22 protein-coding genes and 1 tRNA gene are annotated in these 24706 nt (G+C 60.2%); 10 read left to right on the top strand and 13 right to left on the bottom strand.

Going from position 1 to position 24706, the window contains the following annotated elements:
* Window position 1: 1 nt before the first annotated feature.
* The 3 genes from otsB (at window position 2) to B5527_RS43100 (ending at window position 2862) form a co-directional block, all read left to right on the top strand.
* On the top strand, window positions 2–844 hold the full coding sequence (gene otsB, locus B5527_RS43090) for a trehalose-phosphatase (RefSeq protein WP_079607938.1): 843 nt from the start codon (window positions 2–4) through the stop codon (window positions 842–844).
* A 169-nt stretch (window positions 845–1013) separates the two neighbouring features.
* Window positions 1014–2471 (top strand): trehalose-6-phosphate synthase, encoded by a 1458-nt coding sequence (locus tag B5527_RS43095; RefSeq protein WP_079606918.1) that lies wholly within the window; start codon window positions 1014–1016, stop codon window positions 2469–2471.
* A gap of 301 nt (window positions 2472–2772) precedes the next feature.
* Window positions 2773–2862 (top strand) — tRNA-Ser (locus B5527_RS43100).
* Between the two features lie 304 nt (window positions 2863–3166).
* On the opposite strand, the gene B5527_RS43105 is transcribed toward B5527_RS43100, so the two are convergent.
* Window positions 3167–3658 (bottom strand): hypothetical protein, encoded by a 492-nt coding sequence (locus B5527_RS43105; protein WP_079606919.1) that lies wholly within the window; start codon window positions 3656–3658, stop codon window positions 3167–3169.
* Window positions 3659–4253: 595 nt separating this feature from the next.
* Between B5527_RS43105 and B5527_RS45120 the strand changes: the two genes are divergently transcribed.
* Window positions 4254–4619 (top strand): hypothetical protein, encoded by a 366-nt coding sequence (locus tag B5527_RS45120; RefSeq protein WP_154072814.1) that lies wholly within the window; start codon window positions 4254–4256, stop codon window positions 4617–4619.
* A gap of 137 nt (window positions 4620–4756) precedes the next feature.
* On the opposite strand, the gene B5527_RS43110 is transcribed toward B5527_RS45120, so the two are convergent.
* The 6 genes from B5527_RS43110 to B5527_RS43130 form a co-directional block, all read right to left on the bottom strand.
* On the bottom strand, window positions 4757–5053 hold the full coding sequence (locus tag B5527_RS43110) for a hypothetical protein (protein WP_079606920.1): 297 nt from the start codon (window positions 5051–5053) through the stop codon (window positions 4757–4759).
* A gap of 148 nt (window positions 5054–5201) precedes the next feature.
* Window positions 5202–6293, bottom strand: a complete 1092-nt coding sequence (gene ada, locus B5527_RS43115; RefSeq protein ID WP_079606921.1) for a bifunctional DNA-binding transcriptional regulator/O6-methylguanine-DNA methyltransferase Ada — start codon at window positions 6291–6293, stop codon at window positions 5202–5204.
* A complete protein-coding gene (locus B5527_RS45125; protein ID WP_154072815.1) occupies window positions 6290–6487 on the bottom strand; it encodes a hypothetical protein in 198 nt (65 codons plus the stop codon). The genes ada and B5527_RS45125 overlap by 4 nt, the downstream gene beginning before the upstream one ends.
* A gap of 225 nt (window positions 6488–6712) precedes the next feature.
* Entirely contained in the window at window positions 6713–7165 is a 453-nt protein-coding gene (locus B5527_RS43120; protein ID WP_079606922.1) for an ester cyclase, read from the bottom strand.
* A 342-nt stretch (window positions 7166–7507) separates the two neighbouring features.
* Window positions 7508–8677: a LysM peptidoglycan-binding domain-containing protein gene (locus B5527_RS43125; protein ID WP_079606923.1), complete on the bottom strand. Its 1170-nt coding sequence runs from the start codon at window positions 8675–8677 to the stop codon at window positions 7508–7510.
* Between the two features lie 223 nt (window positions 8678–8900).
* Complete coding sequence (locus B5527_RS43130; RefSeq protein ID WP_079606924.1) at window positions 8901–9086, bottom strand: hypothetical protein; 186 nt, start codon at window positions 9084–9086, stop codon at window positions 8901–8903.
* A gap of 320 nt (window positions 9087–9406) precedes the next feature.
* Between B5527_RS43130 and cax the strand changes: the two genes are divergently transcribed.
* Complete coding sequence (gene cax, locus B5527_RS43135; protein WP_079606925.1) at window positions 9407–10510, top strand: calcium/proton exchanger; 1104 nt, start codon at window positions 9407–9409, stop codon at window positions 10508–10510.
* A gap of 99 nt (window positions 10511–10609) precedes the next feature.
* On the opposite strand, the gene B5527_RS43140 is transcribed toward cax, so the two are convergent.
* Window positions 10610–11131 carry a GNAT family N-acetyltransferase gene (locus B5527_RS43140; protein WP_079606926.1) on the bottom strand — a complete coding sequence of 174 codons (522 nt, stop codon included), beginning with the start codon at window positions 11129–11131 and terminating at the stop codon, window positions 10610–10612.
* Window positions 11132–11289: 158 nt separating this feature from the next.
* Between B5527_RS43140 and B5527_RS43145 the strand changes: the two genes are divergently transcribed.
* The 3 genes from B5527_RS43145 (at window position 11290) to B5527_RS43155 (ending at window position 15171) form a co-directional block, all read left to right on the top strand.
* Window positions 11290–12372 carry an AI-2E family transporter gene (locus B5527_RS43145; RefSeq protein ID WP_079606927.1) on the top strand — a complete coding sequence of 361 codons (1083 nt, stop codon included), beginning with the start codon at window positions 11290–11292 and terminating at the stop codon, window positions 12370–12372.
* A gap of 77 nt (window positions 12373–12449) precedes the next feature.
* The gene (locus B5527_RS43150; protein ID WP_079606928.1) at window positions 12450–14678 is read left to right on the top strand and encodes a DUF3141 domain-containing protein; all 2229 of its coding nucleotides are present in this window, start codon (window positions 12450–12452) and stop codon (window positions 14676–14678) included.
* A gap of 295 nt (window positions 14679–14973) precedes the next feature.
* Window positions 14974–15171 carry a hypothetical protein gene (locus B5527_RS43155; protein WP_079606929.1) on the top strand — a complete coding sequence of 66 codons (198 nt, stop codon included), beginning with the start codon at window positions 14974–14976 and terminating at the stop codon, window positions 15169–15171.
* Window positions 15172–15289: 118 nt separating this feature from the next.
* On the opposite strand, the gene fabI is transcribed toward B5527_RS43155, so the two are convergent.
* The 5 genes from fabI to pflB form a co-directional block, all read right to left on the bottom strand.
* Window positions 15290–16078 (bottom strand): enoyl-ACP reductase FabI, encoded by a 789-nt coding sequence (gene fabI / locus B5527_RS43160; RefSeq protein ID WP_245332809.1) that lies wholly within the window; start codon window positions 16076–16078, stop codon window positions 15290–15292.
* A gap of 348 nt (window positions 16079–16426) precedes the next feature.
* On the bottom strand, window positions 16427–17404 hold the full coding sequence (locus tag B5527_RS43165) for a formate/nitrite transporter family protein (protein ID WP_245332452.1): 978 nt from the start codon (window positions 17402–17404) through the stop codon (window positions 16427–16429).
* 32 nt (window positions 17405–17436) lie between these two features.
* Complete coding sequence (locus B5527_RS43170; RefSeq protein WP_079606932.1) at window positions 17437–19038, bottom strand: aspartate:alanine exchanger family transporter; 1602 nt, start codon at window positions 19036–19038, stop codon at window positions 17437–17439.
* Window positions 19039–19065: 27 nt separating this feature from the next.
* The gene (pflA, locus tag B5527_RS43175; RefSeq protein WP_079606933.1) at window positions 19066–19893 is read right to left on the bottom strand and encodes a pyruvate formate-lyase-activating protein; all 828 of its coding nucleotides are present in this window, start codon (window positions 19891–19893) and stop codon (window positions 19066–19068) included.
* Window positions 19894–19906: 13 nt separating this feature from the next.
* Window positions 19907–22180, bottom strand: a complete 2274-nt coding sequence (gene pflB, locus B5527_RS43180; RefSeq protein WP_079606934.1) for a formate C-acetyltransferase — start codon at window positions 22178–22180, stop codon at window positions 19907–19909.
* Window positions 22181–22526: 346 nt separating this feature from the next.
* Between pflB and B5527_RS43185 the strand changes: the two genes are divergently transcribed.
* Both B5527_RS43185 and B5527_RS43190 read left to right on the top strand, forming a co-directional pair.
* The gene (locus B5527_RS43185; protein ID WP_338065080.1) at window positions 22527–23498 is read left to right on the top strand and encodes a phosphate acetyltransferase; all 972 of its coding nucleotides are present in this window, start codon (window positions 22527–22529) and stop codon (window positions 23496–23498) included.
* 5 nt (window positions 23499–23503) lie between these two features.
* Window positions 23504–24706 (top strand): acetate/propionate family kinase (locus B5527_RS43190; RefSeq protein ID WP_079606935.1); only part of this gene is annotated, 1203 nt, incomplete at its 3' end.

Below are 24706 nucleotides of genomic sequence, written 5' to 3' on the forward strand. Positions count from 1 at the left end.
AATGAGACAGGACTTGATAGACCGGGATTTGGCCGACGTGCCATTACAGGAAGACATCCCATTGCCCCAGACGGCCTCGCCGAAGCTGGTGGCGGGCGAACTGGCGCAGCGGTTGGGCGATTGCGCCGTGCTGCTCGACATCGACGGCACGCTGCTCGATCTGGCGCCGACGCCGCGCGAGGTCTGGGTGCCGCCGGGCCTTGCGGAAACCCTCAACCGCCTGCTCGAGAAGACCTCGGGCGCGCTCGCGCTGGTCAGCGGCCGTTCGCTGAACGACATCGATCTGATCTTCGCCCCCGAACAATTTCCGGCGGTCGGAGGCCACGGTGCGGAAATGCGAATCTCGATCGACAGCGAATCGGTCGCCACCCATGCACCGCCAATGGACAAGGAATTGAAACGCCGCCTCGCCGCCATCGCCAAACTCAGCCCGGGCATTCTGCTTGAAGACAAGGGCTATTCGCTGGCGCTGCATTACCGGCTGGCGCCGCATGCCGAGAAGGCGATTTACGAGGCGGTGTCGCTGATCAGGGCCGATCTGCCGAACGCGCCGATCGAAGTGCTGCCGGGAAAATGCGTCTGCGAGATCAAGCATTCCGGCTTCAACAAGGCATCCGGCGTCCTCGAACTGATGACCCACGACCCCTTCAAGGGCCGGCGTCCGATTTTTATCGGCGACGATGTTACCGACGAGAGCGTGTTTGCCATCATGCCTGATCTGGGCGGCCTCGCGTTTTCCGTCGGCCGGCGTGCGCAGGGCGTGGCCGGCCATTTCGACGAACCGCGCGACGTGCGGGCGTGGCTTGCGCATCTCGTCGATGACGATGCTGCGGCAAAACGATGAAGCTTGTTCCCGCAAGCAATGAACACGCGAATACCGCGCTTCTTTGCGGTGGAAAATCCGGTTCCATTCTGCTCAGCCTGAATTTGGTTTCATTTGGTTGAAAGGGTGACGAGGAACCATATTGATGAATGGCAGTTAAACGTGCGGGCGTCACTCCAGGAGGGGACCTGTGAACCTCGTCGTCGTTTCAAATCGTGTCGCGCGCGGCAAGGCCAACGAACCCATGACAGGGGGTCTCGCGGCCGCGCTGCTGCCGGTGGTGGAGAAGTCCGGCGCGATTTGGGTAGGTTCCAGCGGCCGGGTTCGCGAGGGCGCCCAGAAGGAACCTTTCGCCGAAATTGAAGCATTGGGCGCCGGTGCGCTGGCCATGCTGGATTTGCCGGCCGCGCATTACGGCGGCTATTATGAGGGTTTCGCGAATTCGGCATTGTGGCCGGCGCTGCATTCACGAACCGACCTGATCCGCGCCTCCCAGGAAGACTATCTGTCCTATCGCGAAGTGAACGCCTTCATGGCGCGGGCGCTGTTGCGATTTGCAAAGCCGGAGGCGGTATTCTGGGTTCAGGACTATCATTTCCTGGCTCTGGGCGCGGAACTGCGCGATCTCGGCGTCACGCAGCCGATCGGGTTTTTCCTGCATACGCCGTGGCCGGCGCGCGCCGTCATCGGCGGGGTGCCGCATCATCGCGAATTGGTCGAGGCGATGCTGGCTTACGATCTGATCGGATTCCAGACCCAGGACGATTGCGAAAATTTTCTGTCCTATGTGCAGTCGGATCTGGGTCTCGGGGTTCAGGACGGCGTCGTCGCCTCACGCCACGGCCGCTCGCATGTCGCGGTATTTCCGATCGGCATCGATCCCGAAAAGTTCGCCGTCCAGGCCGCCAAGGCCGTCTCCCACCCCGATGTGTCGCGGCTGCGGCGCAGCCTGAACGGCGAGAAGCTGGCGATCGGCGTCGATCGGCTCGACTATTCCAAGGGACTGGTCAACCGCATCAACGCCTTTGACGAGATGTGGACCTTGCACCCGGCGCTGCGGCGGACGGTGTCGTTGCTGCAGATCGCGACCCCGTCGCGCGGCGCGATCGAAGCCTACGGCAATCTGCAAAACGAACTGGCGAAGCTGATAAGCGACGTCAATGGCCGCCATGGCGAAGTGGACTGGACCCCGATCCGCTATCTCAACAAGGGTTTCAGCCAAACCGTGCTGGCAGGGCTGTATCGCACCGCCCAGGTCGGCGTGGTGACGCCGCTGCATGACGGGATGAATCTGGTCGCCAAGGAGTATGTCGCGGCGCAAAACCCGGCCGATCCCGGTGTGCTGGTCCTGTCGAAATTCGCAGGCGCTGCGAACGAGTTGGATACGGCGCTGCTGGTCAATCCTCACGATATTGACAGCATGGCTCGGACTATCGCGACCGCGCTGTCGATGCCCTTGACCGAGCGACGCATGCGCTGGGAAGCGATGATGGCGAAACTCCGCGCCGGCACGATTCAACAGTGGTTCGCCGATTTCGTCGACGCGTTGGAGGAGGCTCAGAGCGACAAGGCGGCGACAGAGCCGCTGGTGCCGGAGCCGCCGACCCTGTGGCCGCTGCGCTCGGTCAATTCCAGCACGCGGTTTTAACGACGGTATTCCGCGGATGCAGGCCTGCGCCCGAAACGGCGCGCTCCAGAAGCGGCGATCGCGGCGACAGGAATCGAGAGCCGCACCGCCCGATCGACAATCATATCCTGCGGACTGATTTGAAGCGACTGTCAATCGTCGTTCCGTAAGCCGCTTTCGGTTCAAACCCTCGCCATGCGAAGCCGACCCGGCGGCCGGAATGCCAAAAATACCAAGTTTATTCAACAGCTTGCGGAAATATCAGCGGCCGCGGCTGCTCTCCCTTGCCAAACTCGTTCCGCCCCTTCAAGAGAGGGCATCCGGAGAGATGGCCGAGTGGCTTAAGGCGCACGCTTGGAAAGCGTGTGTGCGGGAAACCGTACCGTGGGTTCGAATCCCACTCTCTCCGCCAGTCAAGCGAAATTAGCCATAAGCGGCGGTCCGATCTCGCCACATGCTAAGTCTGATCTGCCCCCCCCGGAAGCAGACCTACGGTGTGTCACATGGATCGAGCGAGCCTCTCAAAGGCAAAGGTCACACGTTCGAATCGTGTCGGGTGCGCCATGACCGCCGAGGTCTGCTCCGGACGCATGGGTTGCGGTTTATACCGCAGACATAGGCAACATTTTTGGCCCGAAAGGGTTCGAAAGCGGTTCGAGCCTGCAAGGCTCATCATCGACCCTTCCAAAGCGCAATGCGCTTCGAACGGAAGTACGCTATTTGCGTGGAGTTCGCGGTTGATTGCGACGCGAAAAATCAATTACCTGAACATTCTCTCCCATTGAAGACACGTCCTGTTGGACGTGGTCATCAACGGACACGCCAAATTGTTTCGCCATAACGAGCCGCCCGGTCGGATCGTGGATCTCTAAATCTGCAGCGTCGGTGATATCGATCGCAACGATACCGCGTGGGGGATCCGTTGTTTGCCGCCCGTACGCAAATGGGTAGATGGCAAGGCGCGAATCATCAGCGTTGGTGAGCGCAGTGCGCGCCAATAGCTTGAGCGGCATCCGCAAATAGTCCCAGTTGTTGACCAGAGCGACCCAAGCGCATCTCTCCTTTAGTACGCCGTTTATAAGTGAGCCCGACACCGGGTCGCGAGCCGCAAATACGCCGAGGCTCTTCACTATATCGACGACATGCGGACCCGTTCGCAATTGCACAAGGAGACCGATTTTCCCCCCATCTATCCTGACGAGATTCATGGTTGATCCGCTCAGCAGGGATGCACTGATCGCAACTTACTCGTAGCGTACCCGTAGACACTCCGGTTCTTCCTATCAAATTCCAAATGAAGCCGGGTCGCGAGAAGGCGCCGACGAGACCCCCAACAGAAGGCCGGCATTGCGGCCCGCGACCTCGATGGAAAAACCCGGAGGTTGCCTAATCGAACCCTTTGGAACGCCGAGCGGCATCCGACCTGGGCGCCTTGACCGATTTTTCTCCAATATCAAAGCAAGATTCGGAGTGATCCCGTCTTTCGGAAGCGCAATGTTCTTCCCATACAAGTACCGCTTATCGGGAGAGGCGAGGTGCTGATTTCTGAATTTCATGCGGTGATTGAATCACGCGGGGATGGGCTCCATCCAATGCTAAAAGCTCTCCTTGTTCGCCAGGCAATAGAGATGACGAGACTGGTCGACGGGATGTTGCAGGTGGGGTCAGGCGCCGCCTCTGAAACATCGCTCCAGGAAAAGCGATGCGATCCCGTCGTCCATCTGGGCCAGAAACTTACCAGGGACGCTAACGCGCCGAGCTGATGCTTCGGGCGCGATTGCGATAGCACAAAGGAAAGCGTTGATGACAGGTAGTGATCTTCTCTCGCTTGACAGAGTTGAGCTCGAACGCCGGCGAGCGCTTTCCAGGTTTAGAAACACACGCGAATTCGAGCGCAAAAAACTTCTTACGAGATTGCTGCGCGCGGAGCAGCGTGCTGTACAACTAAGGCAATGGATTTCTGGGATCGCGAGCAGCGAGGAGATCCCCGAACACTCCGATCTGGGCAGATTGCTTACCTGGACCCGTGCCGAGCTGATGAATTTGGAGAACAGCATCCATCCTTCAAGCATTGCTGATGCGCTGCGACAGTCGAATCTTTTCCCGGAACACGATGAACTTCATGATCCTCTGGGTGATCCGCCGCCGCAACGACCCTGGGGACGCTAGGTAAAGGTCGGTCGGTTTCGTCGATGAAGGCGGTCCTTGCGCGCACAAATCGAAAAACAACACTGACGCCGCTGCCAGATGGGGCCGACCGAGCGCGGACGCCCGGCGCAAGGCAAGTCATCAGAGCTCCGACCAGTTCACGCTATGCGGGTGATCATCGCCTTCCCAAGACGATAGGTCTCGCCTGTGTACAAGCGGAGCTGAATATCTCCGTTCTCGAGCATATGCCATTCTGCATAGCCGTCGGCGACGAGTCGGCGGAAACAGGTCATCACGAGTGCCTTCGCCGGATCGGCGTGGACGAGGCCCCCGATCGCATCGGACGTCGCGTCGGTGCCGCACGGCTTCTCACACTCGGTCCTGGCGTCGAATGCACCGCGAGGAAACATCGTCTGAAGCGTTCCTTCCGCCGGTCGATCAGTGTCGGCGATCACCAGCGACTTTCAATAGGTACGCGTCGACCACCTGAATGATCGAGTCCGTACAGGCGAGACCGTGACCCGAGCACTCCGAATATTGTTTTCAAACTCGAACAAACCGATCGTTGGATGGGTGGGTTGCGGCCACGAGTGGCGGCGATGTTCAGGTGCCTTGGGAGGCTTCCCGGTCGAGCAGGGCGCGTTTGCGTCGGACACCCCAGGCATAACCCGAAGGCGAACCATCTTTCCGAACGACGCGGTGGCAAGGAATAGCGACGGCGAGATTGTTCGCCGCGCACGCGCCGGCGACCGCGCGCATGGCATTCGGGAAGCCGATACGGTGCGCGATCTCCGCATAGGAAACCGTTTCGCCGACGGGAATCTCCCGCAGAGCCTGCCACACACGTTGTTGAAAGGCGGTGCCGCGAACGTCGAGGGGAAGATCCAGGCCGATCGCCGGCACCTCAACGAAGCCGACTACGCGCGCGACCAGCGCCTCATATTCGCGATCAGCCCCAATGAGATGCGCTTTCGGAAAGCGGTCCTGGAGATTGCGGACGAGTTCGTCCGGGTCGTCTCCCAACAGAATCGAGGCGACACCCTTCCTGCTCGAGGCGACGAGGATGGCGCCGAGAGAGGTCTGCCCGACAGCGAACTTGATTTCCTCGTTCGTGCCCCCGGCGCGGTATTGCGACGGCGTCATGCCGAGCATGTCCGTCGACTTCTCATAGAATCGCCCGCTTGAATTGAAGCCGGCGTCGTAGATCGCTTCGGTGACAGTGTTGCCGGAGGCCAGTCCTTGACGGACCTTCCTCGCACGGTGGGCGGCGGCATATTCCTTCGGTGTCAGCCCGGTGGCGGCCTTGAACACGCGATGGAAATAGCTCGGGCTTCGGCCGATCGCGTCTGCCAATTCCTCCAGCGAGGGCTCCTCCTCGCTCTCCTCGATGATCCGGCACGCCTTCGCCACGAGGGCCGTGTTCTCGCACTCGATCGACGGGCCGTCCGGATTGCAACGCCTGCAAGGCCGGAAGCCAGTCGCCCTGGCGCTTTCCAGGCTGTCGTGGAGCTGGACGTTTTTGGGGTTGGCGATGCGCGAGGGGCACGACGGCCGACAATAGACGCCTGTCGTCGCAACCGAGTACCAGAGGTGGCCGTCGGCTGTCTTGTCGCGCGCGACAATGCGCGCCCATCGAGGGTCATCTGCCACTGATGGAGGCACAGGCTTCAGAGTCTTGGTGGGCGTCGCCGTCATCTTCTTACACGTCTTGTAGGGCCTGCATCGATGATGCCGCCAATTGCCGCCGGACACACTCCGATCTTTGCTTTCAAATCCACGTGCGCGCGCCCCGGCCGGATGATACCGAAAAACGCGCTCCCTGGCCTGAAGCAGCAGATTCCGATGTGGAAGAGGTCAAAGGCGCCAGGTGCGTAGCCGATGCCGATCATGGCAGTGGTATCCTATTTCGAAGGTGGATTTCACGATCTATCGGGGTGACGGGGACGGCACGCTCAGTTCCCTGCTTCTCCGTTCCCTGCTTCGTGATCCAACATTGGAGCAGCGATTGGAGCATTGGAACCCGGATTGCCTAAAGCCAATGAGGCCCGCACGGGGACGTGCGGACCTCATTCAACGACCGAGGCGAGCCGCCACTTTCGGCGGTCGCGCTTCGATCAGGCGGCTTTCTTGATCAGCCCAATCTGGGTCAGCGCGGTTAAGCCGTCGTCGAGGCCGATCTCCTCGGCGATCTTGCCGTTGATCACCTTCAGCACCGTGGTGCCGGTGAAGTGCATCTTGCGACCAGTCGCAGCCGGGAGACCGCCGATCAGGAAGTCATTGAAGGCCGGACCCGTATGGGTGCCACCCCCTTCCCACTGGCCAACGACGTAGTCGCCTTCGGCGATCAGATCTGCCGTGCCCCAGAAATTGAGATCGGGGAATGCGGCGCGGAAATCGGTCATGAACGCCTTGATGTCGTCGCGACCGCGGCGGGGTTCATGCAGCGAGTACTTGAGCAGCATGTCCGGCGCGGCGATCTCATCGACGACTCCGAGATTGACGCTCTTGCCCCAGAATTCGGTAAACCAGCGACCGACAACAGCCTTGTTGTCTTCTTCCTTGCTCATTGGAATGGCTCCTCCTGATTTGTCTCGTGAGGATCACCGGCATCGGCCGATGATCTCTGCGGAGACTTACCAGTGACCTAGGCGAGCCAAACTCCGGTTCTTGACTTGAAATCGAAAGCCGCGCGAGCCTTCGGATGCTCGCCAACTACTGATCAAGCGAACTCGACGAGAGCACCGGCTCCCTCCGTGCTCAATGCCTTCGGCCAGCCCCGTAATTGGACAGCAATCTCAATTACATAAGAGTTCGCAGTTTGTTCTGAGTCGCGCGTCGCAGGTCTTGTCTCCGGACCCGGCGGAGAAGGTCCCATTCCGCTTGCGATCTCGCCCGTCTGCTTCGCTCTATCACCGCGCTGGTAGGACAAAGATTTGGCCGGGATGAATCAGGTTCGGATTGCGGATCTGCTGTCGGTTCGCCTTGTAAATGACGGCGTAGCGCGTGCCCACACCATAGGTCTGGCGGCTCAGGCGCCAGAGGCTGTCGCCGCGGGAGACGGTGGTGGTCGCGATCTTCGGCACAACCACCGTGGAGGGCGAGCCTCCAACTGGCGGAAGGTTCGCCACGGCCGCCAGCCGCGGCTGCGCGGAGGCACTGTCCGGCCGCTTGGCGGCTGTGGCCGGCGCCGGCTCCGACGCCGCGACCATCGTGTCGGGAACGTTGAAGGGTACCTCGGCGCGTGCGCGCACCGCGCCGGAATTAGGCTCCACCTCGTCCAGCCGGACGCGGTAGCTGCCGGGTGCGACACCTTGATTGATCGTGACCGCAAAACGTCCATCCGCGCCGGCCGTCACTGACGCAACGAAGGTATCGTTGAGATAAAGCCTCACCGCGCCGCCGGGGCGCGCGCGACCGCTCGCATGGAACTTACCGCCTGGCTCGATCTCGACCGATTCCACAACCACCGCGCCGGCCATCGACTTTGGCGCAGGCGGTTGCGACAGCACAACGGTAGGTTTGCCGGGCGTCATCAGCGCCACGACTGGCCGGTCAGTCGGCCCCGGCTCAATCGCTACCGCCACGCTCTGCCTGGACGTGGCCTCCTTGCCATCCGGCTGCCGGGATCGCAACGTCAGATCGTAAGTGCCTGAGGGAAACCGGGGCGGGACCATGACGAATTGTCCGGATTGATCCGCGACCACGCGATCATGCAACTCGCCGTTGCGCAGCAGTTCCACTGTTGCGCCCGGCGTCGCCCGGCCCGCGATTACCGCTTCGCCGGTCGGCTCGATGCGGGCAATGTCGAACGTCGGCACGCCGTCGTCGCTGTCCGGCGCTACGGGCGATCCGGCCAGCGCAGCCGCCACCGCGCCTGCTTTTGCTTGCGCCGCTGCAAGCGCGTCCGGACCCTGATCTTGCGCGCCCGATGCCGGCTTTGAAACCGCCGGCGCGGCGGTTGCGGCCTTGGTTTCAACCGGCGGCTCGGGACGGAAGTGCTGGATCGCGAAGACAAGCGCGATAGCACAGGCCGCAACAGACGCCAGCAGGATCATTCGGCTCATCGACGGGGCGGTCATGATGTTCGTCCCTCGGCGGAACGTTACCTCGTCGGCATTATACAGCGTTTTCCGGCCAAGTGGGGACCGGTTCTGCGCGCCAAGGGAAGGGGAACCAACTTGACCGGCTCGGTGATCGAGCCATTTTCGTCGCAGATAAAGCCTTGGAAGCGGTCTCTGAGCAAGCTTCAGGACCGGATGAACCGTCTGGGACCCCGCGTAAGACGGGGCCTGGATCCGAGTTTCAATCACTCTTAGCCGAACGTCGTTGGTGCCGATCCAGGCGGAGTCTTTGCGCTTTCAAGCGCTTTATCTCGTCATCAAGCGCATCAATTTTCTCGGTGAGCCGCGCATTCTTGGATTTCGGCGGATCGGCGCCGCGCAGTTTTTCCAGCACCTTCTCAACGGAAAGTTTGGGTGTTTCAGCCATGATAAACCCTCATGTCCAGGCGACAAGCGTTCAGACGATGGCTCCGCCAAATCGGGGTACCAGCCACGGCGACAAAGTCGTCCGAAACCCCTGAGCGGCGTGTGCGAGGCTTGCTGCATCAGATCCGGCCACCCATTGATCCAGATCAACATGCCTTGAGCCGCGGAGATTTTTTCTACGCCGAATGTCCGCCGACCCCAGGGCGGACGACTGTCTTCTCAAAACTTCGGCCGGCGCTCCATTCCTGGCTCCAGCCCACGTCGGCGACGTCAGGAACCGCACACCTCTGACGACGGTCAAGCAAGGAGGCGGCCAACACCATGAACGCCCTGTTGAAGGAAATCCGTCAAACTCCGTTGCTCTGGATGTTGATATTTGTGCCTGTCGTGCTGGTCGCCGCAAGGATTGTGCCCGCGGCTCACACGCTTCTGTTTGTGCTCGCTGTCCTCGCCATCATTCCGCTTGCCGCCCTTCTTAGTCATGCAACCGAATCCGTCGCCGAAAAGACGGGTGACGCGATCGGCGGCTTGCTCAATGCGACGCTCGGGAATTTGACGGAGTTAATCATCGCCGTGACCGCGCTGCATGCCGGAGAGTACATGCTGGTGAAGGCGTCGATCGCGGGCGCTATCGTTGCCAATGCGCTTTTCATGCTGGGAGCTTCCTTTCTGCTGGGCGGACTGCGGTACCACGTTCAGGAATACAATCGCGCCGGCGGAAGGATGTATTCGGGGCTGCTGTTGATGGCGACAATTGCGCTCCTCGCTCCGGCGGCGGTCTCCGAACTCGATCTGCCGCGGGGCGAGTTGATGGCCCAGAACCTCAGCGCCGCCATCGCCATCCTGCTCATCGTGGCATACGGATTGAGTCTGCTTTTCTCGCTGAAGACGCACAAGGAATTCTTCGCAAGCGAAGGTCATGGCGAGACGACGGAGGCGAAGTGGCCGATCAACCTCGCGGTCGGCACGCTAGTTGCTGTTACGGTCCTGGTGGCGCTGGTAAGCGAAATCTTCGTTGAGTCGGTGCAAAAGGCGGCGGCGACGCTGGGGATGAGCCCGGCTTTCGTCGGGTTCATCATCGTCGCACTCGTCGGCGCTGCAGCTGAAATGGCCGTGGCATTTTCTGCCGCGCGCAAGAACCGGCTGGATATGAGCGTCAGCATAGCGCTCGGAAGCGCTTCGCAGATCGCGCTGTTCGTGGCACCGGTACTTGTGCTCCTCAGCTACGTCGTCGGGCCCAAACCGATGGATCTGCAATTTTGGCCGGGTGCAGTGACGATGGTGATGATCGCTACCGTGACGGCCACCTTCATCACCAACAGCGGTCGTTCGGCGTGGTTCATTGGGGCTCTGCTGGTCTTCATCTACGTCATATTCGCCATGACGCTCTATGTGGTTCCGCCGGGAGCGCACGGACCGGTGTGATGCCGTCGCGCCTGGCGTCCGGCTGCTGTTCAGCGCAGGGGAAGTGGGCGCTTTTGGATCAATGCGAGGCCGATGGTCTGCGCTGGAAACGGTCTCTCTCTAAGCGAGCTTCAGTTCCAGATGGACTATCTGGGGATCCCGGCGCGAGCCGGGTCTGAAGCCGAACCTTCCGAATACTTTTAGCATCGCCGCGTTTTCGGGCAGAACTTCCGCGGTCAATTCCTGCAGTCCGGCATCGCGTGCGATCTTCACGAGATGGCGCATCAGGATCGAGCCGACGCCACGCCCCTGCCAGGCGTCGATGACGACAAATGCCATCTCGGCTCGTCCCGGCTCGAAAACGATATACCTGCCGCCTCCGACGATGGCCTTGCGGTCGGCTTCATCTGCCAGCGCGACGATCGCGACATGATCTTTGAAATCGATGTCCAGGAAGAAGGCGCGCTCCTTGTCCGAGAAGTGGTGCTTCATGACGAAGAAACGGCGCTGCAGCGATTGTGCGCTTGTCTGTCCGATCGCAGCGAGCATGTCAGCCTCATCCTCCTGCCGAAGAGCGCGGATTTCAATTGGACTGCCGTCGCTGAGAAGCTCGCGTACGGTGTAGTTGGTGGCCTCGGACATTGGGCCTCCTGTGCGGACAACGAGGCGTCGGCCTCGATCGGCGTCCGCCAATGGAACCTGGACCGGCTTGCGGTCGCTTGATCTGGATCAAGACTATTGCGCGAGAGCGATGGGTAGCTTGACGGAAAGCATGACAGCTCTCAGATGAAGGCGAGCCCTTGAAAACTGTTCGCCAGTACTTGCTCGGAGACGACGTCATCCAGCTTGCGATCCGGCTCGGATTGCTCGCTTTCCTGATCTACTGGACGTTCGTTCTGATCCGCCCCTTTGTGCCGATCCTGGCCTGGAGCATCGTCCTCGCCGTCGCGCTCTATCCCATCTTTGGTCTCCTTTCCAGGATTCTCGGCGGTCGCCCGAGGCTCGCTGCGGTAATTCTCACCTTAATCAATCTCGGGATCGTCATCGGGCCGGCGACCTGGCTCGGGTTGAGCGCGGTAGACGGGGTGAGGGAACTCGCCGAAAAACTGAGTACCGGCGATCTGACGGTTCCTTCACCACCAGGTCAAATCAAGGATTGGCCGCTCATCGGTCCGCAGCTCCACGAGTTCTGGAATCAGGCCTCCAACAACATTCGGGCGGTTTTGCGCGAGGTCGCTCCCCATCTGAAGCCGTTGGCGGGCACTATGCTTACCCTTGCAGGCAATGCCGGCGTGGGAACGCTCAAGTTTCTTTTGTCTGTGGCGTTGGCCGGCTTTCTCTTTCCCAACGGGCCGCAGCTGGTGGCGGCTGGCAGGCGCTTCCTGTCCCGGGTAGTGCCCGAACAGAGCGAACATTTCCTTGAATTGGCGGGCGCGACCATACGCGCGGTATCCCAGGGCGTTATTGGCGTCGCAATTATCCAGTCCTTGCTGGCCGGTGTCGGCTTCAAGCTGGCAGGCGTTCCCGGCGCCGGCCTATTGGCCTTCGCGGTCATGCTCCTCACCATCGTGCAGATCGGTGCGGCAATCGTCCTGCTTCCAGTGATCATCTGGATCTGGATCGACAAGGATTTCACCACGGCGTTCCTGCTGACTCTGTTCCTGGGCATCGTCGGTGTGCTCGACAACGTATTGAAGCCGCTCGTGATGGGGCGTGGCCTGACCACCCCGACACTCGTCATCTTCATCGGGGTGATCGGGGGAACGCTCGCACATGGAATTGTGGGCCTGTTTATCGGGCCAATCATTCTGTCGGTAGCCTGGGAGTTGACGGTGGCCTGGATCGGTACCGATCGCGCGAGGCCGGCATCATTGCCAGGGTGATCGCCGAACGTTGACTTAAATCAACGTTCCCTGGCGCGTGGCTCCTTGAATGAAGTGTACGACAGTGAGGTCTGGACATGTCGACAGACAATGCAACGGCGCCGGGCGGTCCATTGTCAGGACTTGTCGCCTCGGCCGTGGAATACATGCTCGATGCCGGACAACGGAGCGTTCTGTTCCTGGATGTCATGCGTCGGCGCGGTGACCAGTATCGGGAACACGTTGCCCAAACCGCGCCGCATGTTCTGCAGTATTCGGCCGAGCTGATCGTCGATGGCCGCAAGCTGGATGAACCGGTCAATTATGCTCTCGTTCGCATTATTCCGCCCAAAGGCGTCGAAATCGATCTCGGCCGGCGACCGTTCATCGTGGTCGATCCGCGCGCCGGGCATGGTCCGGGAATCGGCGGGTTTAAGGCGGACAGCGAAATAGGCGTCGCGATGAAAGCGGGTCATCCCTGCTATTTCATCGGCTTCCTGCCGGAGCCGATGCCTGGTCAGACGATCGAGCGCATCGCCCGCGCCGAGGCCCTGTTCATCGAGAAAGTAATCAGCCTCCATCCGCAAGCCGACGGCAAGCCGTGCGTGATCGGCAACTGCCAGGCCGGCTGGGCCGTCATGATCCTGGCGTCGCTGCGGCCGGAACTGTTCGGACCGGTCATCGTTGCCGGCGCGCCGCTTGCCTATTGGGCGGGCGTCCACGGCAAATACCCGATGCGCTATTCCGGCGGCCTGCTGGGAGGAAGCTGGCTGACCGCGCTGACCAGTGATCTCGGGGGAGGCAAGTTCGACGGCGCCTGGCTGGTGCAAAACTTCGAGAACCAGAATCCGTCGAATACGCTGTGGACCAAGCAATACAACGTCTACTCAAAGGTCGATACCGAGGCCGAGCGATACCTCGAATTCGAACGTTGGTGGGGCGGACATGTCAACCTCAATGCCGAGGAGATCCAGTTCATCGTCGATGAACTCTTCGTCGGCAACAATCTCGCTGCTGGCCGGATCAAGATGTCTGACGGTCAGACAGTCGATCTGCGCAATATCAGATCGCCGACACTGGTATTCTGCTCCAAGGGCGACAATATCACACCACCGCAACAGGCGCTGAACTGGATCCTCGATCTCTACGCCGACGTCGATGAAATCAGGGCCTACGGGCAGACGATTGTCTATACGGTTCACGAAAGCGTCGGTCATCTCGGCATCTTCGTTTCCGGCGGCATCGCCAAAAAGGAACATGCGGAATTTTCCAGCAACATCGATCTGATCGACGTCTTGCCGCCCGGTCTCTATGAAGCAACGTTCGAGGCCAAGGGCGCCGATACGACGAATGCCGATCTCGCCGTCGGCCAGTGGGTAATGCGCTGCGAGGCGCGGACGCTGGACGACATTCGTGCCATGGGTGGCAATTCGCCCGAGGATGAGCGGCGGTTTGCCGCCGCCAAGCGCGTATCGGAGATCAACCTCGCCGCCTACCGGAAGTTCCTCCAGCCCTGGATCAAGGGTTTGGTGACGCCGCGGATGGCGGAGTCGATGCGCAATCTGCATCCGCTACGGCTCCAATACGAACTTTTCAGCAGCCGCAATCCCTTCATGCCCGCGGTGGTGTCGCTGGCGGAGAAGGTGAGCGAGGATCGCAAACCTGTCTCGAAGGACAATCCGTTCATGGCGTTCCAGGAGCAGGTCTCCAAGCAGATCGTTCATGCGCTCGACAGCTGGCGCGATTCGCAGGAGGCGCTCAGCGAAGCGATCTTCCTTGCCGTCTATGGCTCACCGACGGTTCAGGCGGCCGTCGGAATTGATCCGCAATCGGCCCCATCGCGCCGGCAGGAGATGTCTGCTGCGCACCGTGAAATGCTGCAGAAGCGGGTCGCCGAGCTGAAATCCAGGATTGGCGAGGGCGGCCTTCGCGAAGCGGCGATTCGCGGCCTGCTGTATGTAGGGTCGGCGAGGGGAATGGTAGACGAGCGCAGCCTCGAAGCGCTGCGTAACCTTCGCCGCAAGGACACCAGTAAGCGGCTAACGCTGACCGAGTTCAAGATGCTGGTCCGCGAGCAATTCTTCATGCTTCTGCTGGATCAGGAGCGAGCGCTGGCTGCAATACCGAAGCTATTGCCGGATAATGAAAGTGAGCGCCACGCAGCGTTCACGGCGATTCGCGAAGTGCTGTCCGCAAGCGCCGCCATCTCGGGTGAGGTCGCCAGGCGCCTGAAGCGTGTCGCCGAGTTGTTCGGCGTGGATGCAATGGGAGTGCCGGAGAGCGCCTCGAATGTTGCCCCTTTCGACCCAAAGGCGAAGGCGTCGTAACGCCAGAGCCTAAGAGAGCTGCGCATTCGATAACGCCAGGAGGGTAGCGTCGTTTTGCTAAACCTACGCAAAGTTCGAATTCGCTTGAAATCTTTGTCCGCAAAGCAAAGGAACGCAATGGCCGACTCCGATCGGGCGCACGCCGCGCCGCCGAGCTTAGCGAAACACTGATACGCAAGTTTTACCCTGCGCGCCAAGAATTTGGAATTTCGCGCCATGCGGCGAAGTCGTTACTTGACCTGGATCAAGCCGTTGGTTGCGGCCGTTACGTTTGCTGTCCACACGGGAGGCCCCAATGTTGGACCCTACAGATGTTATAATGGCTGCCATTCGTTCGGCCTTTGTCAGCTATCCAAAGGAAGGCGATTCGGATTGGAGAAGCCCCAACTGGATAATGCCGGAGGAATGCGAGCATCTAACTAGAGTGGTCATCCAGGAACTGGAAGCAAAAGGCTTTCAGATCGTGAAGAAGCAACCTGACACACCGTCTTGAAATTGATACCGGCCTGCGGGCCGAAGGACGAGAACTTGCTTATGCTTTGGCGCCTGATCTGTCTCATAGCCGGCTTGACAACGGTCGATAAACTCGCGTCGTCGATCAGATAGGCTCGTCAGTCGACGACGTGATATCCGCCGTCGATATAAATGGTGTCGCCAGTAATAAGCCGAGCCGCGTCATGAGCCAGGAACGCCGTTGCGGCGCCGACGTCTTCGATGCTCACCAGGCGGTGCGCCGGCGCCTTGGTCTTCGCCTTTTCAAGCAACTTGTCGAACTCGGGGATGCCGGAAGCGGCCCGTGTCGCAAGCGGTCCCGGGGAGATGGCGTGTACGCGAATGCCTTTGGGACCAAGCTCGGCGGCTACGTATCTCACTGCGCTCTCAAGAGCAGCTTTCGCCACTCCCATGATATTGTAGTTCTTCACCACCGTCCGGCTACCGTAGTACGTCATCGTGAAGAGGGTGCCGCCCTTTTTCATCAAGGGCTCCGCCAGTTGGGCCATTCGAAGGAACGTCCAACACGAAACCTGCATGGTGGTCAAAAAGCCCTCCAGCGGCACGTCGACCACCCGCCCATGCAGCGCATCCTGTGGCGCGAACGCGATCGAATGCACGACGAAGTCGAGCTTCCCCCACTCCTTTGATATCCTGTCGAATACGGCCTCCATTTGGCCGGGCATACGAGCGTCGAGCGGCATCACGATTGTGGCCTCCAACTCGCGGGCCAGCGGATCCACGTGCTTTCTGGCCTTGTCGTCCAGATAGGTGACGGCCAGATCGGCCCCGAACGCGCGGAAGGCTGCGGCGCATCCCCACGCGATCGACCGTTCATTCGCTATACCTACCACCAGTCCCTTTTTCCCCTGTAGCAGCTTGGCCTTGACCGCTGGAATTAACCGAATCTTCCCATTTCCGGTCAGATCGACAGGATCGCCGCGAACATATCTTTCCGCGGCCTGCTTCAGCGTGGAGAAGGCCTGGCGCCGATCCTTGGCCTCCGCAGTCCGCGCTATTTCGCGGCCGTTGACGACTAGCTGTCCCTCGCCCCATGGAGCGACGTTGATCTCGAAGCGATCACCATCCACGGCGGCGAAGAATTGCTGGATCGTTGCCCCTTTGCCCACGGCGAGTTCCTCGTTGGGCACCCAATTAGCTTTTGTCAGCGGCATGGAGGTTACCTTTCCTGCAGCGAGTTGCCGAACGTGTTGTGCCGCTTGTGGCGCATCCGAAGATCCGCTCTGGCGGCTACTTCATGATTGATCTTTGCCCTGAATAGCATTGCTCCTTCCGCTCTTGCCGAAGGCGGTGCGATAGATGATCCAGTACATTGCGCCGACGAGGCCGGCACCACCTACGATGTTGCCGAGCGTGACCGGTACAAGATTGTGAACGATGCCCGCCATGGTTATGACCGACGCGTCGAAGTCGGGAGGGACGTTGCCTGTTCGCGTCATCAACCAGGCCAAAGGCAGGAAATACATGTTGGCGACGCAGTGTTCGAAGCCGGCCGCTATGAAGGCTGAGACCGGAAATATCGCCGCAACAATCTTGTCGGTGACCGACCGGCCGGCATACGCGAGCCACACCGCCAGGCAAACGAGCAGGTTACACAAAACTCCCTTGAAGAATAACGTCAAAGCGTCGGGTTGGATCTTGGCAGCGGCCGTATTCAAGACTGACAGGCCGATGCGGCCTCCATTCATGTCGAGATGATGCGAAAGGAAGACCAGAACCACAAGTCCGACGGCGCCGATCAAGTTACCGAAATAGACAACGACCCAGTTGCGCAGCATCTCCTTCGTCGACACATCTCCGCTCGCCCACGCCATCACGATCAGATTGTTTCCCGTGAACAGTTCGGCTCCGCCAACCAGGACGATTACCAACCCGAGCGAAAACGCCATTCCGCCCATTAAACGCGCCGTGGCGAAGCTCAGGTCCGCGTCGCTGACGATGATGGTATAGTAGAGCGCCCCCAGTCCAATGCTGCCCCCTGCGATCACCGCCAGCATCAATGAAGCCAGAAAGGGAAGGTTGGTCTTTTTGACTCCGACTTTCTCGATAGCCTCCTTGATCTCGGCCGGGCTGTACGCATTCAAATTGAAGATGGGTGGTTGCGGCGGAGATGCCCGATCAGCCATGCTGTGTCTCCTGTGCCCGGTCCAACCTTCTGGCGCGCCTGGTAAGCGACCTTCAAAGGGATCGCCGATCCACGACATCCCGATCATGAAGCGCAAGGCCTCGGTTTTTGATCGGTCACCTAGCCGCCGCCGCTCCCAATCATGAGGAGACCCACGATCTGCACTGCGATCACCTTCACCAGCGTCATGGAGGGAAAGATCATGGCGTAGCCGATGTCGGGCCGTTCGGTGGGCGCCATTTTGGTCGAATAGACGAGAATAGCCGGATTTCCGGTGGCGCCTGATGCCACGCCGACGAGATCGTCGTACGGGATTTTCAGAACGTAGTGGCCGACCAGCAGAACGATGAATACCGTCGTCAGAAGAACCGCAACACCGATAAAGAGCATGGTAAAGCCGGATTCCGCGACGGTTCGAACAAAGGGCTGCCCTGCGTTGACGCCGACGGTGGCGAGGAACATCGCAAGTCCGAAGTTTCGCAACACGATGTTCGCTGGTAACGGCATGGTCCAGAGCATGGGGCCCGTGCGCCGCAATTTGCCGAGGATGAGGGCGACGATCAGCGGTCCCCCTCCGATACCGAGCGTCACCACGCCGACTCCAGGAATCGGAATCGGAATAAGCCCGAGCAAGACACCTAAGACCATTCCGATTCCGAGCGAGACGTAGCTGAATTCGGCCGCAGCCTTGATCGTGTCGCCAAAGTGGCGCCGAATCTCCTCCTTTCGGTCGGGAGGCGTCAGGACCCCGATCCGGTCGCCGAATTCGAGCATCAGATCCGGCGCCGGCACGAGGTCCGCATCATAGCGACGTACATGCAATAGGTGGGTCGGATAGCCGGCCGGCATGGGAAGACTGGCGAGGGGTACTCCGACCACGCTGGCCTTCCCGACAAAGACTCGAATGTAATCGAGGTCGGCGCGGTCGCTGGCCAGGCGGCCAGGCTCCAGTTTTCCAAGCGTGGCGGCCGCCTTGGCAATTTCTTCATTCCGATCCGCGACCACGAGAATGGCATCTCCGGCGGACAAGACAGTATCGGGCGCAGGAACGAAGTTGTGGCCGCCCTTTCGAACCATCGTGACCTGCACGCCGCTGAGCGGCCCCATCGTCAGCTCGTCGAGTCTCTTTCCGGAACAGCCGTCGCCGATCGCAATTTCGCCCATGTGAAACCGCTGCACCTTAGGCGGAAATTTCGGCTTTACGACCCGGGTCATGAAGTAGATGCATAGGATCGGGCCGATGACCCCGAACGGATAGGCTATGGAATAGCCGATCGAGGGATCCTTGTTCTTCATGACGTCGAGCGCCGCCTGGAGCGAGGCGGTGCTGGTCATCGATCCGGCGTAGATGCCGAGCGTATGTCCGATCTTGATGCCGAAAATGTGCCCGAGCCCAAGCGCAACTAACAAGCTCGCTATGCACGCGACGAGCGCCAGCAGATTGTACTTCTGCCCGACGCCGACCATGCCTTCGAAGAACTGCCTGCCGTACAGAATCCCGATCCCATAGAGGAACATGATCAGTCCGGTCAGCCCGATCGGTCCCGTGATCTGGGCTTTGGGTGCGAACGCCCCGATGGCAAGGCCCACGAAAAGAACGGCGCCGACGCCGAGGGAAAATCCCCCGATACTGATCTGACCAACCAGATAGCCCAATCCGATCGCGAGAAATGCCGTCAGTATCGGCTGACTTCCAATGATCTCGCGAGCAAGGTCCAGCATGTTTGTTCTCCCCGGAACCGGTTGTCGTCAACGCACCTGACATCCCGCCGCGCGGAACTGTCCAACGACCCGATTCACCAAGTCCCGGCTGGCAGTCGGGGTATTGAGAAGCTTGTAGTCGAGCCCCATCGCCTTCCACTTGAAGGAACCCATCTGATGGAACGGCTGTACCTCGACCCATTCGACGTTCTTCATCGGCGCGACGAATCGAGCGATGCCGTCGACGTTGGCGGGATCGTCGGTCTCGCCGGGGACGAGCGTGAAGCGCACCCACACCGGCTTGGATAGCGAAGCCAGGCGCTCCGCGAAGCGCAGGGTCGGCGCGAGATCGCGACCTGTCACCCGGCGATAGGTGTCGGGATCCGAGCTTTTGATGTCGAGCAGAACGAGGTCGATCGCCGACAGGTACGAATCATCCGCACGATCGCCCAGGAATCCCGAAGTTTCGATAGCTGTATGCAGGCCCATTTCCTTGGCGCCGGCGAAAATTCGCCGGGTAAAGGCAAGCTGCACCATCGGCTCGCCGCCCGATATCGTCAGGCCCCCGCCAAGACTTAGAATTGAAGGTGCGAAGTCGCCCAGGCGACGGAGCACCTGATCGATCGACACGTAAGTGCCGTCCTTGAGGTGCCAGGTGTCCGGGTTGTGGCAGTATGTACAGCGCAGGAGGCATCCCGAGACGAAAAGCACGACGCGCAGACCAGGCCCGTCGTAGCGCGACGAGGTCTCATAGGAATGGCAATACCCGAATGAGCCCGCTTCGTCCTTGATCTCGTCTTCATCAGGGGCGTCGGGCGAAATCCCAACCCGGAGGTCATAACGACTGCCGGGCTCGAGCGGCTGCACCGTCGACATCGTGGGCCTCGAATCAGATTTGGCCGTGGAAAGTACGGCTGATCACATCCCTCTGCTGCTCCGGTGTCAGGCGAACGAAGTTGACGGCGTAGCCCGACACACGGATCGTGAGCTGCGGGTATTTGTCGGGATTCTTTATTGCGTCCTCGAGCGTCTCCCTGTCGATCACGTTCAGATTCATGTGGAAGCCGCCCCGCTCGAAATAGACGTCGAAAGCCTTGACGGCCTCATCCAGAAGCTCGCCTTCGGACAAATGCGCCTTTTGAGGAGCGATCGAGACGGTGTAGCTGATGCCGTCCTGTGCGTCCTTGTAAGGAAGCTTTGCGACGGACAGGCAAGAGGCGAGCCAGCCGTGGCTGTCCCGGCCGTGCATCGGATTTGCGCCTGGCCCGAACGGCTCGCCTTTCCGGCGGCCGTCGGGAGTATTTCCCGTAGCCTTGCCGTACACCACGTTCGAAGTGATGGTGAGTACGCTTTGGGTGTGCGTCGCGTTGCGGTAGGTCGGGTGTTTTCGTATCTTTCCCATGAAGCTTGTGACGATGTCCGACGCGATTCGATCGACGCGGTCGTCGTTGTTGCCGAATTGCGGCGTCGCCTTGTTCCCTTCGTTCTGATAGTCGACCACCAACCCGGTCGTCGCATCGCGGGTGGCACGAATCTTTCCGTACTTGATCGCACTCAGGCTGTCGGACACCACCGAAAGGCCGGCGATTCCGAACGCCATCGTTCGCAGGATGTCGCGATCGTGAAGCGCCATCTCCAGACGTTCGTAGAAGTATTTGTCGTGCATGTAGTGGATGCAGTTCATCGCATGCACGTACGTGCGCGCCAGCCACTCCATTGTTGTGTCGAACTTGGCCATCACGTCATCGTAGTCAAGGAAGTCGCCCATGACCGGCAGCGTCTGGGGGGCGACTTGCTCGCCTGATATTTCGTCGCGGCCACCATTGATCGCGTAGAGCAGCGCCTTTGCGAGGTTGACGCGGGCGCCGAAGAATTGCATCTGCTTGCCGAGACGCATTGCCGAGACACAGCAGGCGATGCCGTAATCGTCCCCCCAGAACGGGCGCATCAGATCGTCGTTCTCGTACTGAAGGGCGGACGTGTCGCGGCTGACCTTGACGCAGTAGCGCTTGAATGCCGCCGGCATGTGGCTCGACCAGAGAACTGTGATGTTCGGTTCGGGCGCCGGACCGAGGTTGTATAAGGTGTGCAGCATGCGGTAGCTGCTCTTGGTCACCAGGGCGCATCCATCCAGATCCATGCCACCGACGCATTCGGTCGCCCAATAGGGATCGCCGCTGAACAGCGCGTCATAATCAGGCGTGCGCAGGAACCGGACGATCCGAAGCTTCTGCACCAATTGATCCCAAAGCTCCTGCGCCTGCGCTTCGTCCAGAGCACCGTTCTTCAGGTCGCGCTCAGTATAGATATCCAGGAAGCTCGAGATGCGTCCGATGGACATCGCCGCCCCATTGGCTTCCTTGATTGCGCCTAGATAGGCGAAATAAGTCCACTGAAAGGCTTCCTGCGCATTCGCGGCGGGCTTCGATATGTCGCAGCCGTAGAGCTTCGCCATCGAGGCCAGGTCCTTGAGAGCGCGCATCTGCTCGGACAGCTCCTCGCGCGACCGAATGATTTCGTCGGTCGGCCACATGTCGTCGATCTGTTCCCGCTCGGTACGCTTGGCCTCGAGGAGCCGGTCGATCCCATAGAGAGCCACGCGCCTATAATCGCCGATGATCCGCCCGCGCCCGTAGGAGTCTGGAAGGCCGGTAATGATCCCTGATCTTCGGCAGTTCATGATCTCCGGCGTGTAGGCGTCGAATACGCCGTCGTTGTGCGACTTTCGATATTTCGTGAAAGCCTCATGAACGCGCGGATCGGGATCGAAGCCCGCGGCCTTGAGGCCCGTCTCGACCATCCGGAGCCCGCCGAAGGGAAAGATCGCCCGCTTGAAGGGCTGGTCCGTCTGCAGACCCACGATCACTTCGTTCTCGCGATCGATATAGCCGGGCTTGTGCGCCAGCAACGTCGAGGGATTTTGAGCATCGACGGCAAGCACTCCCTTCTTCCGCTCGTCCGCGAAGTAGGGCTGCAGTTTCGCCCAAACGGCCATCGTGCGCTGCGATGGTCCTGTCAGAAAGTCCTCGTTTCCCGTGTAAGGTGTGACGTTCCGGACGATGAAATCGCGAACATTGATGGAAGTGGTCCATTCCCCGGGCCGAAAGGCGTTCCAGCAATCGCCGGCGTCGGCTTGCTTCCGCAGAGCTGCACTTGCCTTCATGGTAGCTCTCCCAGTTGTATTCAATGGTTGCTTCGACGCGCCGGCGATTGATCCAGAACCGCCGCAATTCGTGCGTGAGACGGGCCCGAGCATTGTACCCCTGGCTGTCCGGTGTTTGATCTATGTCAAGCCAAAGAGACGGCACCTCAGCCCAACATCTCCCAAGCTAGGCCGCCCCAAACGATAGAAGCTTCGGATACGCATTGCATTTCAATGAAGCCGGACCGTCGATGTCGTTTGGGCGTCAGGCCGAAATTTGTGAAGACAGGATGAGCCGAACCATTGACCTAGATCAAAAACTCCTTGGTGAACGGCGCGCGTGATCCAAAGGACCGGGAGCGACACCATGACCGTCATGCCAGCCGATCCAGTCGAGACGCACTCAGCCAGCAAATATGACCGTCTGATCGCAGCGGCCCAAGCGGTGCCACCGGTGCCGACCATTGTCGTGCACCCTTGTGACGAAACCTCATTGCGCGGCGTCGTCGACAGTGCGGCGGCCGGTATCATCCGGCCGGTGCTGGTTGGACCCGAACAGAAAATCAGGGATACGGCCAGCAAATTCAGCCTCGACATCTCCGGATTCGAGATCGCCGATGCGGCGCATAGCGAGGATGCGGCGGCGAAGGGCGTGGAGCTCGTTCACGCTGCCAAGGGCGAAATGCTCATGAAGGGCAGCCTTCACACCGATGAACTGATGCGGAGTGTCACAGCGAAGGTGGGCGGCTTGCGCACCGACCGGCGGATCAGCCATGTGTTCGTGATGGACGTGCCCGCCTATGCCGAGACCCTGTTTGTAACGGATGCAGCCATCAACATCTTTCCCGATCTCGATGCCAAGCGGGACATTATCCAGAACGCCATCGATCTTTATACGCAAGCCGGCTTCGGCAAATCGCCGCGGGTGGCGATCCTGTCGGCGGTCGAAACCGTTACCTCCAAGATTCCATCCACGATCGAGGCGGCTGCGCTCTGCAAGATGGCGGATCGCGGGCAGATCACTGGCGGCTTGCTCGACGGACCGCTTGCTTTCGACAATGCGATCGACGTGGAAGCAGCACGGATCAAGGGAATCAAGTCCGAGGTCGCCGGGCGGGCGCAGATCCTGCTCGTTCCCGACCTCGAATCCGGCAATATGCTGGCCAAAAATCTGGCCTACTTCGCCAAGGCGGATAGTGCCGGCATCGTGCTCGGCGCCCGGGTGCCGGTTGTTCTGACGTCGCGTGCGGACTCGGCGCGGGCGCGAATGGCTTCCTGCGCGGTGGCCGCGCTCTATGCGCATGCAAGGCGCCAACATGCTCCAACAGTTGCCGCGTGAACGCCATGGACACGATCCTCGTCGTCAATGCAGGTTCCTCAAGCGTCAAGTTCCAGATCTTTTCGGTCGAGGGAGAGGGGCAGGTCCGGCGGCAGATCAAGGGCCAGATGGATGGCATTGGCAGTCGTCCACGACTGCGGGCGATCGGTGCAGACGGCGATCCGCTGGCCGACCGCGCCTATCCGATCGAAGCGATCCCGGACGTTCCGGCCGCGATGAGTATTGCAGGCGAATGGCTGCGAAACGAGATTCGCATCAACCCGATGGCTGTCGGTCATCGCGTCGTACATGGCGGATCCGACTATGACCGGCCGGTGCTGATCGACCATGGCGTGGTAGCCCGGCTGGAGCGTTTCATTGCGCTTGCTCCGCTGCATCAGCCGCATAATTTGGCGCCAATCCGCTCGCTTCTGACTAATTATCCAACCCTTCCGCAGGTAGCCTGCTTCGACACCGCGTTTCACCGCACGCATGACGCCGTCGCGGACTACTATGCAATCCCGCACCAGCTTCATGCCGAGGGTATACGCCGTTACGGATTTCATGGTCTGTCATACGAATATGTAGCAAAAACCCTGCCCCAAATTGCGCCCGAGATCGCCAAGGGCCGGGTGATCGTCGCGCATCTCGGTAGCGGCGCCTCCATGTGCGCGCTGAAGAAGGGACACAGCGCCGAGAGCACCATGGGGTTCACCGCCCTCGACGGCCTTGCGATGGGAACGCGCCCAGGGCAAATCGACCCCGGCGTCGTGCTGTATCTGATCTCGGAAAAGGGGATGTCGGCGTCCAACGTCCAGAGTTTCCTCTACCGCGACTGTGGATTGAAGGGACTCTCAGGCATCAGCAACGATATGCGCGAACTGGAGGCGAGCGAAGATCCCAAGGCGAAGCTGGCGATCGAGTATTTCGTCTATCGCATCGGCCTCAACGCCGGCATGCTTGCGGCCGCGTTGCAGGGGCTCGACGCTTTCGTCTTTACAGCCGGTATCGGCGAAAACTCGGTACGTATCCGGGCGCGGATCGCCGATCAGCTGGCTTGGCTTGGTGTGACGCTCGACCCAGCCGAGAATTCCCGTCACGCGCGACTGATATCCCGCTCAGACAGCCGCATTCCGGTCTACGTCGTGCCGACCGACGAGGAGCAGATGATCGCGCGGCATACATTATCGCTGCTGTTGAACCGGCCGTCGTTCAACCCAGGCCATAAG

Origin of the sequence: Bradyrhizobium erythrophlei, from assembly GCF_900129425.1 — a bacterium.
Lineage (GTDB): Bacteria > Pseudomonadota > Alphaproteobacteria > Rhizobiales > Xanthobacteraceae > Bradyrhizobium > Bradyrhizobium erythrophlei_C.

Excerpts from the sequence above, each read along its gene's own strand:
- otsB (WP_079607938.1), top strand. The coding sequence starts at position 2 with ATGAGACAGGACTTGATAGACCGGGATTTGGCCGACGTGCCATTACAG.
- B5527_RS43105 (WP_079606919.1), bottom strand. The coding sequence starts at position 3,658 with ATGAATCTCGTCAGGATAGATGGGGGGAAAATCGGTCTCCTTGTGCAA.
- B5527_RS45120 (WP_154072814.1), top strand. The coding sequence starts at position 4,254 with ATGACAGGTAGTGATCTTCTCTCGCTTGACAGAGTTGAGCTCGAACGC.
- ada (WP_079606921.1), bottom strand. The coding sequence starts at position 6,293 with ATGACGGCGACGCCCACCAAGACTCTGAAGCCTGTGCCTCCATCAGTG.
- B5527_RS45125 (WP_154072815.1), bottom strand. The coding sequence starts at position 6,487 with ATGATCGGCATCGGCTACGCACCTGGCGCCTTTGACCTCTTCCACATC.
- B5527_RS43120 (WP_079606922.1), bottom strand. The coding sequence starts at position 7,165 with ATGAGCAAGGAAGAAGACAACAAGGCTGTTGTCGGTCGCTGGTTTACC.
- B5527_RS43125 (WP_079606923.1), bottom strand. The coding sequence starts at position 8,677 with ATGACCGCCCCGTCGATGAGCCGAATGATCCTGCTGGCGTCTGTTGCG.
- B5527_RS43130 (WP_079606924.1), bottom strand. The coding sequence starts at position 9,086 with ATGGCTGAAACACCCAAACTTTCCGTTGAGAAGGTGCTGGAAAAACTG.
- cax (WP_079606925.1), top strand. The coding sequence starts at position 9,407 with ATGAACGCCCTGTTGAAGGAAATCCGTCAAACTCCGTTGCTCTGGATG.
- B5527_RS43140 (WP_079606926.1), bottom strand. The coding sequence starts at position 11,131 with ATGTCCGAGGCCACCAACTACACCGTACGCGAGCTTCTCAGCGACGGC.
- B5527_RS43150 (WP_079606928.1), top strand. The coding sequence starts at position 12,450 with ATGTCGACAGACAATGCAACGGCGCCGGGCGGTCCATTGTCAGGACTT.
- B5527_RS43155 (WP_079606929.1), top strand. The coding sequence starts at position 14,974 with ATGTTGGACCCTACAGATGTTATAATGGCTGCCATTCGTTCGGCCTTT.
- B5527_RS43165 (WP_245332452.1), bottom strand. The coding sequence starts at position 17,404 with ATGATCGGGATGTCGTGGATCGGCGATCCCTTTGAAGGTCGCTTACCA.
- B5527_RS43170 (WP_079606932.1), bottom strand. The coding sequence starts at position 19,038 with ATGCTGGACCTTGCTCGCGAGATCATTGGAAGTCAGCCGATACTGACG.
- pflA (WP_079606933.1), bottom strand. The coding sequence starts at position 19,893 with ATGTCGACGGTGCAGCCGCTCGAGCCCGGCAGTCGTTATGACCTCCGG.
- pflB (WP_079606934.1), bottom strand. The coding sequence starts at position 22,180 with ATGAAGGCAAGTGCAGCTCTGCGGAAGCAAGCCGACGCCGGCGATTGC.
- B5527_RS43185 (WP_338065080.1), top strand. The coding sequence starts at position 22,527 with ATGACCGTCATGCCAGCCGATCCAGTCGAGACGCACTCAGCCAGCAAA.